13 protein-coding genes are annotated in these 15,403 nt (G+C 61.9%); 12 read left to right on the top strand and 1 reads right to left on the bottom strand.

What is annotated here, in order from left to right; all coding sequences use genetic code 11:
* Nucleotides 1–25: 25 nt before the first annotated feature.
* The 9 genes from IVA95_RS14430 to IVA95_RS14470 all read left to right on the top strand — a co-directional run bounded on the left by IVA95_RS14430 (nucleotide 26) and on the right by IVA95_RS14470 (nucleotide 10,967).
* Nucleotides 26–889, top strand: coding sequence for an IclR family transcriptional regulator (locus tag IVA95_RS14430; RefSeq protein ID WP_247511070.1), 864 nt, complete (start codon nucleotides 26–28; stop codon nucleotides 887–889).
* Between the two features lie 69 nt (nucleotides 890–958).
* Entirely contained in the window at nucleotides 959–1,756 is a 798-nt protein-coding gene (locus tag IVA95_RS14435) for an ABC transporter ATP-binding protein (RefSeq protein ID WP_247511071.1), read from the top strand.
* On the top strand, nucleotides 1,753–2,466 hold the full coding sequence (locus IVA95_RS14440; RefSeq protein WP_247511072.1) for an ABC transporter ATP-binding protein: 714 nt from the start codon (nucleotides 1,753–1,755) through the stop codon (nucleotides 2,464–2,466). Before IVA95_RS14435 ends, IVA95_RS14440 begins: the two co-directional genes overlap by 4 nt.
* Before the next feature lie 9 nt (nucleotides 2,467–2,475).
* Nucleotides 2,476–3,354, top strand: coding sequence for a branched-chain amino acid ABC transporter permease (locus tag IVA95_RS14445; protein WP_247511073.1), 879 nt, complete (start codon nucleotides 2,476–2,478; stop codon nucleotides 3,352–3,354).
* Between the two features lie 2 nt (nucleotides 3,355–3,356).
* Nucleotides 3,357–4,370 carry a branched-chain amino acid ABC transporter permease gene (locus tag IVA95_RS14450; RefSeq protein ID WP_247511074.1) on the top strand — a complete coding sequence of 338 codons (1,014 nt, stop codon included), beginning with the start codon at nucleotides 3,357–3,359 and terminating at the stop codon, nucleotides 4,368–4,370.
* Between the two features lie 235 nt (nucleotides 4,371–4,605).
* Nucleotides 4,606–5,835 carry an ABC transporter substrate-binding protein gene (locus IVA95_RS14455; RefSeq protein ID WP_247511075.1) on the top strand — a complete coding sequence of 410 codons (1,230 nt, stop codon included), beginning with the start codon at nucleotides 4,606–4,608 and terminating at the stop codon, nucleotides 5,833–5,835.
* A gap of 160 nt (nucleotides 5,836–5,995) precedes the next feature.
* On the top strand, nucleotides 5,996–7,222 hold the full coding sequence (locus IVA95_RS14460) for an ABC transporter substrate-binding protein (RefSeq protein ID WP_247511076.1): 1,227 nt from the start codon (nucleotides 5,996–5,998) through the stop codon (nucleotides 7,220–7,222).
* A 130-nt stretch (nucleotides 7,223–7,352) separates the two neighbouring features.
* Nucleotides 7,353–8,642, top strand: coding sequence for a glycerate kinase (locus IVA95_RS14465; protein WP_247511077.1), 1,290 nt, complete (start codon nucleotides 7,353–7,355; stop codon nucleotides 8,640–8,642).
* 177 nt (nucleotides 8,643–8,819) lie between these two features.
* Nucleotides 8,820–10,967 carry an EAL domain-containing protein gene (locus IVA95_RS14470; protein WP_247511078.1) on the top strand — a complete coding sequence of 716 codons (2,148 nt, stop codon included), beginning with the start codon at nucleotides 8,820–8,822 and terminating at the stop codon, nucleotides 10,965–10,967.
* A 96-nt stretch (nucleotides 10,968–11,063) separates the two neighbouring features.
* Here IVA95_RS14470 and IVA95_RS14475 read toward each other — a convergent pair whose 3' ends face one another.
* Nucleotides 11,064–11,582, bottom strand: a complete 519-nt coding sequence (locus tag IVA95_RS14475; RefSeq protein WP_247511079.1) for a MarR family transcriptional regulator — start codon at nucleotides 11,580–11,582, stop codon at nucleotides 11,064–11,066.
* A gap of 172 nt (nucleotides 11,583–11,754) precedes the next feature.
* Here IVA95_RS14475 and IVA95_RS14480 point away from each other — a divergent pair, with 172 nt between their 5' ends.
* From IVA95_RS14480 to IVA95_RS14490, 3 genes are read left to right on the top strand one after another with little or no spacing between them, the layout of a single operon-like run.
* Entirely contained in the window at nucleotides 11,755–12,795 is a 1,041-nt protein-coding gene (locus IVA95_RS14480) for a branched-chain amino acid ABC transporter permease (protein WP_247511080.1), read from the top strand.
* A gap of 5 nt (nucleotides 12,796–12,800) precedes the next feature.
* Nucleotides 12,801–14,570 (top strand): branched-chain amino acid ABC transporter ATP-binding protein/permease, encoded by a 1,770-nt coding sequence (locus IVA95_RS14485; protein WP_247511081.1) that lies wholly within the window; start codon nucleotides 12,801–12,803, stop codon nucleotides 14,568–14,570.
* The gene (locus IVA95_RS14490) at nucleotides 14,567–15,298 is read left to right on the top strand and encodes an ABC transporter ATP-binding protein (RefSeq protein WP_247511082.1); all 732 of its coding nucleotides are present in this window, start codon (nucleotides 14,567–14,569) and stop codon (nucleotides 15,296–15,298) included. The genes IVA95_RS14485 and IVA95_RS14490 overlap by 4 nt, the downstream gene beginning before the upstream one ends.
* Nucleotides 15,299–15,403 lie beyond the last annotated feature (105 nt).

Below are 15,403 nucleotides of genomic sequence, written 5' to 3' on the forward strand. Positions count from 1 at the left end.
ACGAGCTCATCAGCAGCGGCAGGGAATGAAGCGTCCAGGGAAGAAAGTGGCGAGTGATCGCAGCTTCGTCGTCGCGCTTTCGCGCGGACTCGATGTGTTGCGCGCATTCCAACCCAATGACGGGCTTCTTGGCAATCAAGAACTTGCCGCCCGTACCAAACTGCCGAAGCCAACCATTTCCCGGCTGACCTACACCCTGACCAAACTCGGCTATCTTACACCCGTTCCGCGTTTCGAGAAGTATCAGCTCGCGCCATCAGCCATGGCGCTGGGGTATGCCGCCCTTGCCAATCTCGGCGTTCGGCATTTGTCCGAGCCTTATCGCGAGGCCCTGATGCGCGAAACCGGCGGCGCCGTCGCGGTCGGCGGACGCGACCGCCACAGCATGATCTATTTCGGCCAGAGCCGCACCGGGCTGCTTGGTGTGCAGCTTGACGTCGGCTCACGCGTTCCGATCGCGACCACCGCGATGGGGCGAGCCTACATCTGGGCACTGCCCGACGACGAACGTGCCTCCTTGTTGCGCGAACTACGCGACCACTACGGCAACCGCTGGCCCAAAATGCGTGACGGCATCGAGCGTGCGGGCGAAATGCTCGCGCGTCACGGATTCACTATCTCTGCCGGCGAATGGCAGGACGATGTGCACGCCGTAGGTGTGCCGTTGAAGCTGAGCGACGGAACCGGACCATACGCATTCAATTGCGGCGCGCCCGCTTTCCGCTTCACGGAAGATCGTTTGATCAACGACATTGGACCTCGTCTTGTCACGATGGTAAGGAACATCGAAGCAGCGCTGGGCGGCGCAGCACCGCAATCAAAAAAATCAGAGAACAAGAAGTCGAAAGCAGGAGGAAGAGTTGCACGTTTGGCCGAGGGGATCAGATAGCCTTCACCGTGACCGGCAAAAACAGTTGCACGGTCATTCCCGCTCCGTGATCAGGGCGGGCGGGACGCGATGACGCAGGCACAGCTCGCGCAGGGCAATGCTCCCCTGCTCGCGGTCCGCGACGTCAGCGTCGTGTTCGGCGGCATCATCGCGCTCAACGGTGTGTCCTTTGACATGCACAAGGGCGCAATCCTCGGTCTGATCGGGCCAAACGGCGCCGGCAAGACGACGCTGTTCAATTGCCTCTCCAGACTCTATCAGCCGTCTTCCGGCGATATCCTGATGGAAGGCGTGAGCATCCTGACGCGGCCGCCGCACCGGATCGCCGAGATCGGCATCGGCCGCACCTTCCAGAACGTCGCGCTGTTTCCCAATCTTTCGGTGCTCGACAACGTTCGCGTCGGGACCCATTCCCGTTCCAACAGCGACATCATCAGCGACTCCTTGCGACTGGGCTGGGTGCGTCGTGGCGAGGCCGAGCTCAACAGGCACGTCCACGAGATCGTCACCTATCTCGGCCTCGATGACGTCGCCCACACCATCGTCTCGGGCCTGCCGTTCGGTACCCAAAAACGAGTCGAGCTGGCGCGCGCACTTGCTGCCGATCCCAAGATCCTGCTGCTCGATGAGCCTGCTGGCGGTCTCAATCACGAAGAAGTCCACGTGCTTGGCGATCTGATCAAGCGCATTCGCGACGAGCGCCACATGACCGTACTGCTGGTCGAACATCACATGGGTTTGGTGATGTCGATCGCCGACCACGTCGTCGCACTCAACTTCGGCCGCAAGCTCGCCGAGGGAACACCGGCCCAGGTCCAGGCCGACCCAGATGTCATCAAAGCCTATCTGGGGAGCAAAGACCAATGACCGCGATGCTCAACGTCAAGGATCTGCGCGCCTATTACGGCCAGGTCCAGGCGCTCCACGGCCTGAGCTTTTCGCTCAACGAGGGCAGCCTGACCACGCTGCTCGGCGCCAACGGCGCCGGCAAGACCACCACCTTGCGGGCGATCTGCAGCATGGTGCGCTCCACCGGCGCGATCGAGTTCGAGGGCAAGCCGCTCTCCGGCAAATCGACCGAGAATGTCGTCCGTCTCGGCATTGCGCATGTGCCGCAGGGCCGCGGCACCTTCACCACCATGACGGTGGAGGAAAACCTGCAGTTAGGGGCCATCACCCGCAACGACAGGAAAGGCGTGGTGGCCGACATCGAGCGCATGTACGAGCACTTCCCGGTGCTGAAGGAACGGCACACCCAGCAGGCCGGCACACTTTCGGGCGGCGAGCAGCAGATGCTCGCGGTCGCCCGCGCGCTGATGCTGCGTCCGCGGCTGATGCTGCTGGACGAACCCTCGTTCGGACTGGCGCCGCTGATCGTGCGTGAACTGTTCAAGATCCTCGGCAAGATCAACCGCGAGGACAAGGTCACCATTCTGGTAGTGGAGCAGAACGCGCAGCTTGCGCTGGAGCTCGCCGACAAGGCCTACGTAATTGAAACCGGACGCATCGTGATGTCGGGAAGCGCTGCCGAAATCGCGAACAACGAAGACGTCCGTAAATCCTATCTGGGTTATTGAGGAGCGGCCATGGAACTTTTTATCAACCAAGTCCTGGCCGGCATCGCCACGGGCGCGATCTATGCCTGTATGGCGCTCGCGGTCGTGATGATCTACCAGGCGATCGACCACCTGAATTTCGCCCAGGGCGAAATGGCGATGTTTTCAACCTTCATTTCCTGGCAACTCATGCAGTGGGGCATACCCTACTGGTGGGCGTTTCTGATCACGCTGGTCATCTCTTTTGCCGGCGGTATCATCATCGAGCGGCTGCTGTTCAAACCGCTTGCCAAGGCGCCGGTCCTGACCAACGTCGCCGGCTTCATCGCCCTGTTTGCGATCGTCAACAGTTGTGCCGGGCTGATCTGGGACTTCACGATCAAGCAGTATCCGACACCGTTCGGATCCTCGCCCTTCCTCGGCAGCCAGCTCATCTCGACCCACCAGGCCGGCATGATCGGCGTCACGTTGCTGCTGCTGCTCGCACTTTACTTCTTCTTTCAGTTTACTCGGATCGGCCTTGCGATGCGCGCGGCCGCTTCGCTGCCTGAATCGGCTCGCCTGGTCGGCATCAACACGTCGTGGATGATCGCACTGGGCTGGGGCATGGCGTCGGCGATCGGCGCGATTGCCGGCATCCTGATTGCACCTGTCGTGTTCCTGGAGCCGAACATGATGGGCGGCGTGCTGATCTACGGATTTGCCGCGGCCGTCCTCGGCGGCCTGACCAGCCCGCTCGGCGCGGTGGTCGGCGGATTCCTGGTCGGCGTTTTTGAGAATCTCGCCGGGACGTACATTCCCGGCGTCGGTAACGAGTTGAAGCTACCGATCGCGCTTGCGCTGATCATCACCGTATTGGTCGTCAAACCGGCTGGGCTGTTGGGCCGGCCCATCGTGAAGCGAGTTTGATCATGAGCGCTGCTGAGGAAGTCGTCACAGAAGCACCGGCCGTCGAAGCCGTTCCGAAGCGAGCCATGACGCTCGGCCTGGGCACCTCGCTCGTGGTGCTCGCCGCGCTGATCGTCGGACCGCTGTTCGTCAAGAACTTCATCATCTTCCAGATGACGATGCTCCTGATCTACGGACTTGCGGTTCTGGCGTTGAATATCCTGACCGGCGGAAGCGGCCAATTTTCGCTCGGCCAGAGCGCGTTCTACGCGGTCGGCGCCTATACGTCGGCGATCCTGATCGAACATGGCGGCATGAACTACGCGCTGACGCTGCCGATCGCGGGCCTCATCTGCTTCGCCTTCGGATTCGTGTTCGGCCAGCCGGCGCTGCGGTTGAGCGGCATCTACCTCGCGCTGGCAACCTTCGCGCTTGCGGTCGCCATGCCACAACTCTTGAAGCTCGGCTTCTTCGAGCACTGGACCGGCGGCGTGCAGGGACTGGTCGTGACCAAGCCCGATGCGCCGTTCGGCCTACCGATGTCGCAGGACATGTGGCTGTATTACTTTACGCTGGTGATCACGATCGGGATCTATATCGCCTCGGTCAATCTTTTGCGCTCGCGCTCCGGCCGTGCCTTCATGGCGATCCGCGACAACGAGATCGCGGCCTCCGCGATGGGCGTCGACGTCGCCCTCTACAAGACGCTGGCGTTCGGCGTCTCGGCCGGCATCACCGGCGTTGCCGGCGGGCTCGGCGCCATCGCGGTGCAGTTCGTGGCGCCCGACAGCTACACCATCACGCTCGCGATCTCGCTGTTTCTCGGCATGGTCGTCGGTGGCGTCGGCTGGCTGCCGGGATCGATCGTGGGTGCCGCCTTCATCATCTTCGTGCCGAATATCGCCGAACATATCTCGAAGGGCCTCTCCGGGGCGGTGTTCGGCGTGCTGTTGTTTATCGTCATCTTCCTCGTGCCGCACGGCGCAAGGCAGGTCGCGATCGTTGCGCAGCAGATGATAGATAAATTGAAGAGGTAACTTCACGCCGCGGGATCTGTTCGGCGACGTCATCAGCGGCTGACTCGGCCGTTAACCAATATTCCGCGGGGCGGTAGTTTCCCGGAGCATCCGACTAAATATCGCCCTCCGCGACGCCGTCGCGGGGGGCTTTTTGTTGCTGGACGCAGCCGAAAGGTATTCAATACAGCCAAGAGCCGCCAAGCGCTCCAATCAAAAACAATGACACAGTCACCGATCCTAGGGAGATCAAAAAATGTCCGTTATCAACTTGCGACTGGGAGCCTTTGCGGCTGCCCTCGCATTGCTTGCCGCGACCAGCAGCGGCGCATTGGCACAAAAGAAATACGACACCGGCGCCACCGACACCGAAATCAAGATCGGCAACATCATGCCCTACAGTGGACCGGCCTCCGCCTACGGCGTGATCGGCAAAACTGAAGAGGCCTATTTCAGGAAGATCAACGCCGAGGGCGGCATCAACGGCCGCAAGATCAACTTCATCAGCTATGACGATGCCTACAGCCCGCCGAAGACAGTGGAGCAGGCCCGCAAGCTGGTGGAGAGCGATGAAGTGCTGCTGATCTTTAACCCGCTCGGCACCCCGCCGAACACCGCGATCCAGAAGTACCTGAACAGCAAGAAGGTGCCGCAACTATTCGTCGCCACCGGCGCCACCAAATGGAACGACCCCAAGGAATTCCCCTGGACGATGGGCTGGCAGCCCAACTACCAGAGCGAGTCGCATATCTACGCCAAGTACATCCTGAAGAACCATCCGAACGCCAAGGTCGGTATCCTCTATCAGAACGATGATTACGGTAAGGACTATTTGAAGGGCTTCAAGGACGGACTTGGCGCCAAGGCCGCATCAATGATCGTCCTGGAGGAAAGCTACGAAGTCTCCCAACCGACGATCGACTCCCACATCGTCAAGCTGAAGTCGTCAGGCGCCGACGTCTTCTTCAACATCACCACACCGAAGTTTGCGGCGCAGGCGATCAAGAAGAACGCCGAGATCGGCTGGAAGCCGCTGCATTTCCTCAACAACGTCTCGGCCTCGATCGGCAGCGTGATGAAGCCGGCCGGATTCGAGAATGGACAGGACATCATCTCGTCGCAATACTTCAAGGATCCAACCGACGCGCAATGGAAGAACGATGCCGCGATGAAGGCATGGAACGAGTTCCTGGATAAGTATTATCCGGAAGCCAACCGGGCCGATGCATCGGTGATGTACGCCTATATCGTCTCTCAAGGTTTGGTGCACGTGCTAAAGGCCTGCGGCGACGACCTGACCCGCGCAAACGTCATGAAGCAGGCGGCCAACATCAAGGACCTCGAACTCAGCGGCCTGCTACCTGGGATCAAAGTCAATACGTCGCCGACCGACTTTGCTCCGCTCTCGCAATTGCAACTGATAAGGTTCAAGGGCGAGAACTGGGAACGCTTCGGCGAAATTCTCTCGGGTGACGTCGGCGGCTAACCCGACTGCGAGCTCTGCTGAAGATGCAGCCCCTGCGGCTTTTGCCGCAGGGGCTTTTTGTTTGTGAGGCTTTCGGCAAGATGCTAATCACGACGCTGTCAAAAGAGCCTCATCAAGGGGACCGACAGTTACATTAAGAAATCAAAAGGGAGAGACAGAAATGTCCACAATGAAAAAACTTGCGGTTGTTTCGGCCGCGTTTGGACTACTCGCCGCATCGTCGAGCGGCGTTCTCGCACAGAAGAAATACGATCCCGGCGCAAGCGATACCGAAATCAAGATCGGCAACATCATGCCGTATAGCGGACCGGCTTCCGCCTATGGCGTAATCGGCAAGACTGAGGAAGCCTATTTCAGGAAGATCAACGCCGAAGGCGGTATCAACGGGCGCAAGATCAACTTCATCAGCTATGACGACGCCTACTCTCCGCCAAAGACAGTGGAGCAGGCGCGCAAGCTGGTCGAGAGCGATGAAGTGCTGCTCATCTTCAATCCGCTCGGCACCCCACCGAACACGGCGATCCAGAAGTACCTGAACAGCAAGAAGGTGCCGCAACTGTTCGTCGCCACCGGCGCCACCAAGTGGAACGATCCGAAAAATTTCCCCTGGACCATGGGCTGGCAGCCCAACTACCAGAGCGAAACGCAGATCTATGCGAAATACATTCTGAAGGAGAAGCCGAACGCGAAGATCGGCATTCTCTATCAGAACGACGACTACGGTAAGGACTACCTGAAGGGCTTCAAGGACGGGCTCGGCGCCAAGGCCGCGTCGATGATCGTGCTGGAGGAAAGCTACGAGGTCTCCGAGCCGACCATCGACTCCCATATCGTCAAGCTGAAGGCGTCCGGCGCCGACGTGTTCATCAACATCACCACGCCGAAATTCGCGGCGCAGGCGATCAAGAAGAACGCCGAGATCGGTTGGAAGCCGCTGCACTTCCTCAACAACGTCTCCGCCTCGATCGGCAGCGTCATCAAGCCGGCCGGCATCGAGAACGCGCAGGACATTATCTCCTCGCAATACCTGAAGGATCCGACGGATGCGCAGTGGAAGGATGATCCGGGCATGAAGGCCTGGAACGAGTTCCTGGACAGGTATTATCCGGAAGCCAACCGCGCCGACGCATCAGTGATGTTCGGCTACACGGTGGCGCAGGGTCTCGTGCATGTGCTCAAAGCCTGCGGCGACAATCTCACGCGCGAGAACGTCATGAAGCAGGCCGCCAGCATCAAGGACCTCGAACTCGGAGGTCTGCTGCCGGGCATCAAGGTCAACACGTCACCGACCGACTTTGCGCCGATCTCGTCGGTGCAACTGATCAAGTTCAAGGGCGAGACTTGGGAACGCTTCGGTGAAATCCTGTCCGGTGACGCCGGCGGCTAGTCATCTCAATTTATAATCGGCCCATTTGCCGGCCTGAAGCGCCCCCGCAGGCATCCTGCGGGGGTTTTCTTTTGCAGCGATTGGATGGATAACCAGACCTCCCGTCCCGTTAGCAGCCCCGTTGCAGATCATGACTGACCGACGTTCCCTCTTGCGTGCGATCTTTGATGCGGCCGTTGCGGCCGCGCATCCCAACGTGGTGCTCTCGGCGCATCTGCGTCCCGCGCCCAAGGGCAAGGTTATCTGCCTCGCCGCAGGCAAGGGCGCCGCGGCGATGGCGGCTGCGGCCGAACGGCACTACCTCGATACGCTGGGGCTCGATCCGTCGCGACTGACCGGCCTTGCCACCACGCGCCACGGCCACGGCGTGCCAACGCGGCGGATCAGGGTTGTCGAAGCCGGCCATCCCGTGCCCGACGAAGCCGGACTGAAAGCCGCCGATGAGACGCTGCGTCTCGCCACGGAGGCGACTGCGGACGATCTTTTGCTGGTGCTGTTGTCCGGTGGCGGCTCGGCGAACTGGATCGCACCCGCAGATGGCGTTTCGTTCGCGCAGAAGCAGCAGGTAAACCGCGCGCTATTGCGTTCGGGCGCGCCGATCGGCGAGATGAACGTCGTGCGCAAGCATCTGTCGCGGATCAAGGGCGGCCGGTTGGCCCGCGCCGGGCAGCGCGCCGCCGAGATCGTGACGCTTGCGATCTCCGATGTACCGCACGACGATCCGTCTGCGATTGCATCGGGACCGACGGTGCCGGATTCCTCCACGCTGGCGGACGCCCGCGCCCTGGTCGCAAAGTATAATCTCACAGTCGACGATGCCGTCAGGCGCGCCCTCGAAGATCCCAGGAACGAGAGCTGCAAGCCCGGCGATCCCGCCTTTGCCCGCGCGCAATTCGAGATGATTGCAAAGCCGAAGGCTTCGCTCGAGGCGGCGATCAAGGTCGCAAAGGACGCGGGGTATGAGGTTGTTGGCCTCGGCGCGGATCTCGAAGGCGAGGCGCGCGAGGTGGCGGCCGATCATGCGCGACTGGCGCTGAAAGCACAAAGCGAGGGCAAACGAACCGCGATCCTGTCGGGCGGTGAGCTCACGGTGACCGTGCGTGGCAATGGCCGCGGCGGTCCCAACCAGGAATATGCGCTGGCGCTGGCGGATATTCTGAAGGATACGTCCGGCATCGTGGCACTGGCCGCAGACACCGATGGCGCCGACGGCGGAGCCGGCAGCGCGACCGACCCGGCCGGCGCTTTGATCGATCAGGCGACGTTCGCGAAGATGAAGTCGCTCGGCCTCGATCCTGCGGCCTATCTCGCCAACAACGATGCGACCGCGTTCTTTTCGGCTACCGGCGATCTCCTGCTGACCGGCCCGACGCTTACCAACGTCAACGACGTCAGGGTGATTTTGGTGGACCCGGCGTAGATCTCCGGGCAGTTCCGGAACGTCGCATGCGCCTTGACGGCGTTAACGCTTTGTTGAGCAGTTTGCGAGGAACCCGCGCGCTGTTTGCCTATCTCGAAGCTGCGATTCACCAGCTTGGCATCTAATGGCCGTTCTCCTGGAGGAGGAGAGCCGCTAGTGGCGGCTGGGGAACGCTCTATGACGGATCACATCTCGACAACCGCGCTGCGGTCGGCGCATTTGAGTGCGCGCCTCGAGGAGGCGATCAACCATTTGTCGCTCGGTATCGTCGTCTTCGACGAGAAGCGCGAGGTCGTTTTCTGCAACCGCCGCTACAGGGAGATGTACGGGCTCTCGCCTGAACAGGTGAAGCCGGGAACACCGACTCATGAACTGATCCGGCACCGGCTGAATCTCGGCCTGAAGGTGCAGGTCGCGGTCGATGATTATATCCGTGAGCGCGTCGGTCGCGACATCGCACTGGACACCGCGGTGCAGGAGTTCACCGACGGCCGGATCGTTGCCTATACCGTCTACCCGATGCCGGGTGGCGGCGGGATGGCGACGCATGAGGACATCACCGAGCGCGAAGAGCTCAATGCCCGGCTGAAGAAACAATACGAGCTCGGCAAAGAACAGGAAGAGGCCCTGCGCATCAGGAACTTCCAGTTCGACACTGCGATCAACAACATGTCGCAGGGCCTTTGCTTCTTCGATTCCGACCACCGCCTGATCGTCTGCAACGATCGCTTCGTGGAGATGTACGACATCGCGCCCGAGCGCGTCAGCCCCGGCATGTCGCTGGTCGAGATTGTCGACCTGCGCTTCGAAGCCGGCAGCTTCCCCGCCATGACGCGGGACGAATATCTGCAATGGCGCACCAACGTGGCGGTTTCCAACGAAGCGAAAGACAGCATCGTCGAGTTGAAGAACGGGCGCACCTTCAAGATCCGCCACCGCCCGATGCCCGGCGGCGGCTGGGTCGCGACGCATGAGGACATCACCGAACAGCGCCAGTCCGAGGTCAAGATCGAATACATGGCGCATCAGGATGCGCTGACCGACCTTGCCAATCGGGTGTTGTTGAACGATCGGCTCGAATATGCGCTGGGCAGGGTTTCGGGCGGGGAAATGGTGGCCGTCCACCACCTCGATCTCGATCAATTCAAGGCCGTAAACGATACGTTCGGCCACCCCTGCGGCGACAAATTGCTCAGGAGCGTCGCCGAACGGTTGCGCCGGCTCGTCGGCGATTCCGACACGATCGCGCGGATGGGCGGCGATGAATTCGTCATCGTGCAGGCCACGATCTCCGACCCTGCCGATGCCACTTCGCTGGCGCAGGGCGTCATTGATGCGTTGAGCGAGCCCTATGAAATCGACGGCCAGCAGGCCGTGATCGGCGTCAGTATCGGCATTTCGGTCGGTCCCGGCGACGGATCGAACCCCGACAAACTGCTGCGCAACGCCGACCTCGCGCTCTACCGCGCCAAGAGCGACGGCCGCAGCACGTTCCGCTTCTTCGAGCCTGCGATGGACCTGCAGATGCAGACCCGCCGCATCATGGAGCAAGATCTGCGCAAAGCGCTGCCGGCGGGCGAGTTCGAGCTGCACTACCAGCCGGTCGTCAACTTGGCGAGCAAGGAAATCAGCGGCTTCGAGGCGCTGATACGCTGGAATCATCCGACCAAGGGAATGATCACGCCGGCCGCCTTCATCCCGCTGGCCGAAGAGATCGGCTTCATCGTGCCGATGGGCGAGTGGGTCATCAGGCAGGCTTGTGCCACCGCCGCGCAATGGCCGGACAACCTTCACGTCGCCGTCAATATTTCAGCGATCCAGTTTCGCAGTCCCGGCCTGATGCAGGTGATCGTCGGCGCGCTCGCCGCTTCGGGCCTTGCACCGACGCGGCTGGAGATCGAAATCACCGAGACGGTGCTGTTGCACAATAAGGAAGCGACGCTCGCCGTGCTGCATCAGTTGCGGGCGCTCGGAATCCGGATTGCGATGGACGATTTCGGCACCGGATATTCATCGCTGACCTACCTGCAGAGCTTTCCGTTCGACAAGATCAAGATCGACCGCTCCTTCGTCAAGAACATCACCGAGAATTCTAGCTCGCTCAACATCGTGCGCGCGGTTGCCGCGCTCGCCAATGGAATGGGCATGACGGCGACCGCCGAGGGCGTGGAAACCGCAGAGCAGCTCCACAGCATCGCATCCGAAGGATGCACGGAGATGCAGGGCTTCCTGTTCAGCAAGCCGCTTCCCGCCGCCGAGATCGAGCGGCAATTCCTGTCGGGACGCGGAGAACGCGGGGCTCAAGGCCGTATCGTCGCGGCGTGAGCTCGTCATTCCGGGATGGTCCGAAGGACCAGACCCGGAATCTCGAGATTCCCGGTTCGTCGCTTCGCGCCGCCCCGGAATGACGGTGTCACTCGCTCAAAACTCCGCCGCGATCTTCGACAGCATTTCAAGCAGCGCGACGCGGTTGGCGGGACCCAGCAGCTCGTTGAGGCGCGCCTCGTGCTTAGTCGCGACCAGCTTCTTGGCGCGCGCCAGCACCGCCCTGCCCTTGTCGGTCAGAACCAGGATGTGCGAGCGACGGTCGTTGGTCGAGCGCATCCGGACGCAGAGGCCGCGGCTCTCCAGCGCATCCAGCATCGAGACGAAATTCGGCCTGAGGATGCCGAGCGTGTTGGCGATTTCGGTCTGGTTGCGCCCGGGATTGCGATCGAGCAATAATAGCACCGAGAATTGCGCCGGCGTCAGTTGCAGCGGCGCGACACAGCGCAGGAAATCCTCGAATACCTTGAGCTGCGCGCGTTTGAGCGAATAGCCAAGCAGGTCGGCCAGCTCGCCCAGTTGCAGCCCGGCACTCTCCGCGGCGCCATCGGCGATTTCCTTGCCGTTGCTGCGCGGCGACTTGACGACATGGGTCGCTGCCTTGGAAACTGTCATGGCGTGAGGCTCGCCCCCGAAAAGGCTCGGCTGGTGACCGGGCCTTGATGTTATATTTGATAATTGTTATGGGATATATCAAATATCGGCGTCTTTCAACTGCCGAGATATGGGACGGCCGGCGGACCGTGCGAGGTCAGGACCGGCGACGCTTTTAGGGGGAGCGCCAGTCTTGAATACGACGATCATGCTGTTCCTGCTGCAGGACGGCATCACCAATGGCGCGATCTATGCGCTGCTCGGGCTGGCGCTGGTGCTGGTGTTTGCCGTCACCCGCGTCATCCTGATTCCGCAGGGCGAATTCGTGACGTTCGGCGCGCTGAGCTACGCCATGCTGGCAACCGGTCAGGTGCCCGGCACCGCAAAGCTGGCAATGGCCATGGGCGTGGTCGCGTTCGGCCTCGACCTATTTGACGCGCGGCGGTCGCTACGGCTCAAGCGGGTCGCGCCCGCCTTTGCTCTCAACATCGTGCTGCCGGCTGCGATCCTGGTCCTGACCTATGGTCTTGCCGGTTCCAAGACGCCGATCGCGGTCAATATCGCGCTGTCGCTTTTGATCGTCGCGGCGATCGGGCTGTTCCTCTATCGCATCGCGTTCCAACCGCTCGCGCATACTTCGGTGCTGGTGCTGCTGATCGCATCCGTCGGCTGCCATCTCGCCCTGCAGGGCCTGGGCCTCGTGTTCTTCGGCGCCGAAGGCCTGCGCGGACCGGCCCTGTCGAATACCGCACTGACGATCGGACCGTTGCGCTTCACCGGCCAGAGCCTTGCCGTCTACGGACTCACCATTGCCTTCATCGTCGCGCTGTGGCTGTTCTTCGGCTTCACGCTGATGGGCAAGGCGCTGCGCGCTACCGCCGTCAACCGCCTCGGTGCCCGCCTCGTCGGCATCCGCACCACGCTGTCGGGGCAGATTGCTTTCCTGCTGGCATCCCTCATCGGCGCGATTTCCGGCATTCTGATCGTGCCGATCACCACGCTCTATTATGACACCGGCTTCCTGATCGGCCTGAAGGGTTTCATCGCCGCGATCATCGGCGGACTGGTGAGCTACCCCCTCACCGCGGTCGCGGCGCTGCTGGTCGGCAGCGTCGAGGCGTTCTCCTCGTTCTACGCCAGCAATTTCAAGGAGGTCATCGTGTTTACGCTGATCCTTCCCGTGCTGGTGCTGCGTTCGCTCGCAGCGCCCGCGGTTGAGGAAGAGAAGGATTGACGGCGATGAACCAGCGCACCCCTCTCATCGTCTTCGCGCTCGTAATGGCAGCCATCCCGTTCGTTCCGGGCGTCCCGCCATTCTGGATCGTGCTGCTCAACAATATCGGCCTCGCCGCACTGGTGGCGATGGGCCTCGTGATCTTGACCGGCGTCGGCGGCCTCACCTCGTTTGGACAAGCCGCGTTTTGCGGCTTCGGCGCCTATACCACGGCGGTACTGACCACGGCCTATGGCGTCTCGCCATGGCTGACGCTGCCGCTCTCGCTCGTGGTCAGCGGCATCGCCGCCGTCCTGCTCGGCATCGTCACGGTGCGGCTGTCCGGCCATTATCTGCCGCTCGGCACCATCGCGTGGGGCATCGGACTGTTCTACTTGTTCAGCAAGCTGGAATTCCTCGGCCGCAATGACGGCATCTCCGGCATCCCGCCGCTCTCGATCGGCAACTTCCGGATGCTCGAACCCGGCACGATCTATTTCGTGATCTGGATCGCCGTGCTCGTCTCGGCGCTCTTGACCATGAACCTCCTGGACTCCCGCACCGGTCGCGCGATCCGCGCGCTGCGGCGCGGGCATATCGCCGGCGAAGCGTTCGGCGTGCAGACGCCGCGCGCCAAGCTGCTGGTGTTCGTCTATGCGGCCGTTCTCGCCGGCCTCTCGGGCTGGCTCTATGCGCATTTCCAGCGCGCGGCCAACCCGACCCCGTTCGGCGCGCATGCCGGCATCGAGTATCTGTTCATCGCCGTGGTCGGCGGCGCCGGCTATGTCTGGGGCGCGGTGCTCGGCGCCGGCATCGTCGTGATCCTCAAGGAGATCCTGCAGAGCTATCTGCCCTATATCTTCGGCGGCCAGAGCCAACTCGAGACCATCGTGTTCGGCATCCTGCTGGTCGTTCTGCTCCAACTGGCGCCGACCGGCGTCTGGCCCTGGCTGATGTTGCGACTGCCGATCAAGTCGAATCGCAGGATGCCAGATACGTCGCTTCCACTTGCCACGCCGATGCGCGCACAGGCTTCGTCCGCCGTGCTGCTGCAGATCGAGAAGGCGCGCAAGCAGTTCGGCGGCGTGATTGCCGTCAACGATGTTTCCTTCGACGTCCGCTCCCGTGAGATCGTCGCCCTGATCGGCCCGAACGGCGCCGGCAAGAGCACGACCTTCAACCTGATCACGGGCGTGCTGACGACGACCGGCGGCACCATCTCGGTGCTCGGTCACAAGGTCGACAACGCTCCGCCGCAGGAGGTGGTAAAACTCGGCGTCGCGCGTACCTTCCAGCACGTCAAGCTGGTGCCTGACATGACCGTGCTGGAGAACGTCGCGATCGGCGCGTATCTGCGAGGGTCTGCGGGCGCGATCTCCAGCATGCTCCGGCTCGACCGGACCGACGAGGCGAAATTGCTGGCGGAAGCCGCGCGCCAGATCGAACGCGTCGGCCTCGGCGACCAGATCGACCAGTTGGCGGGAAGCCTGTCGCTCGGCCAGCAGCGCATTGTCGAGATTGCACGCGCGCTGTGCGTCGATCCATTGCTGCTGCTGCTCGACGAGCCGGCCGCCGGACTGCGCCACATGGAAAAGCAGCGGCTCGCTGCCCTGCTCCGTCAGTTGCGGGACGGCGGCATGTCGGTGCTGCTGGTCGAGCACGACATGGGTTTTGTGATGGATCTCGCCGACCGCATCGTGGTGCTGGATTTCGGCACCAAGATCGCCGAGGGCACGCCGGCTGCGATCAAGACCAATCCCGATGTGATCAAGGCCTATCTCGGAGCTACCGCATGAGTGCGCTGTTATCGGTCTCCGACGCCCATGTTTCCTACGGCAAGGTCGAAGCTGTACGCTCGGTTTCGCTCGACGTCGCCGACGATGAGATCGTCACCATCATCGGCGCCAACGGCGCCGGCAAGACGACGCTGCTGAATGCCATCATGGGCGTTCTGCCGCTCAAGGGCGCCACCGCCTTCGCCGGCACCGACATGACCCCGCTCGACATCGAGGATCGCGTCGCGGCGGGCCTCTGTCTCGTGCCGGAGCACCGCGAATTGTTCGGCACCATGAACGTCGAGGACAATCTGCAGCTCGGCGCCTTCCGGATTCCGAAGGCGACGGCAGCAACATCATTCGAGCGCGTCTACGCGCTGTTTCCACGGCTCAAGGAGCGGCGCAAGCAATTGGCCGGCACGCTCTCCGGCGGCGAGCAGCAGATGCTGGCGATGGGTCGCGCCCTGATGGGCGCGCCAAAACTGTTGATGCTGGACGAACCGAGCCTTGGTCTCGCGCCGATCATCGTGGCCGACATCTTCCGCACCATCGGCGAATTGCGTGCCGCCGGCGTGTCGGTGCTGCTGGTCGAACAGAATGCGCAAGCGGCGCTTAAAATCGCCGACCGCGCCTATGTCATGGAACTCGGCGAATTCATCCTGTCAGGATCGGCGAAGGATATCGCCAGCAACCAGCGCGTTGCGGCGAGCTATCTCGGCTTTCAGCACGAAGGCGCGAGCGGGATATAGGGGCACGTACTCATCTGTGGACGCCCCGCGAGATGCAAGCGATTTTTGAAGCGCATTGGCGCGTAGTCGGATGCTGCCATCTGTCCGGCCTCTGATGCAGCGATA

Origin of the sequence: Bradyrhizobium sp. 157, assembly GCF_023073815.1 — a bacterium.
GTDB lineage: Bacteria > Pseudomonadota > Alphaproteobacteria > Rhizobiales > Xanthobacteraceae > Bradyrhizobium.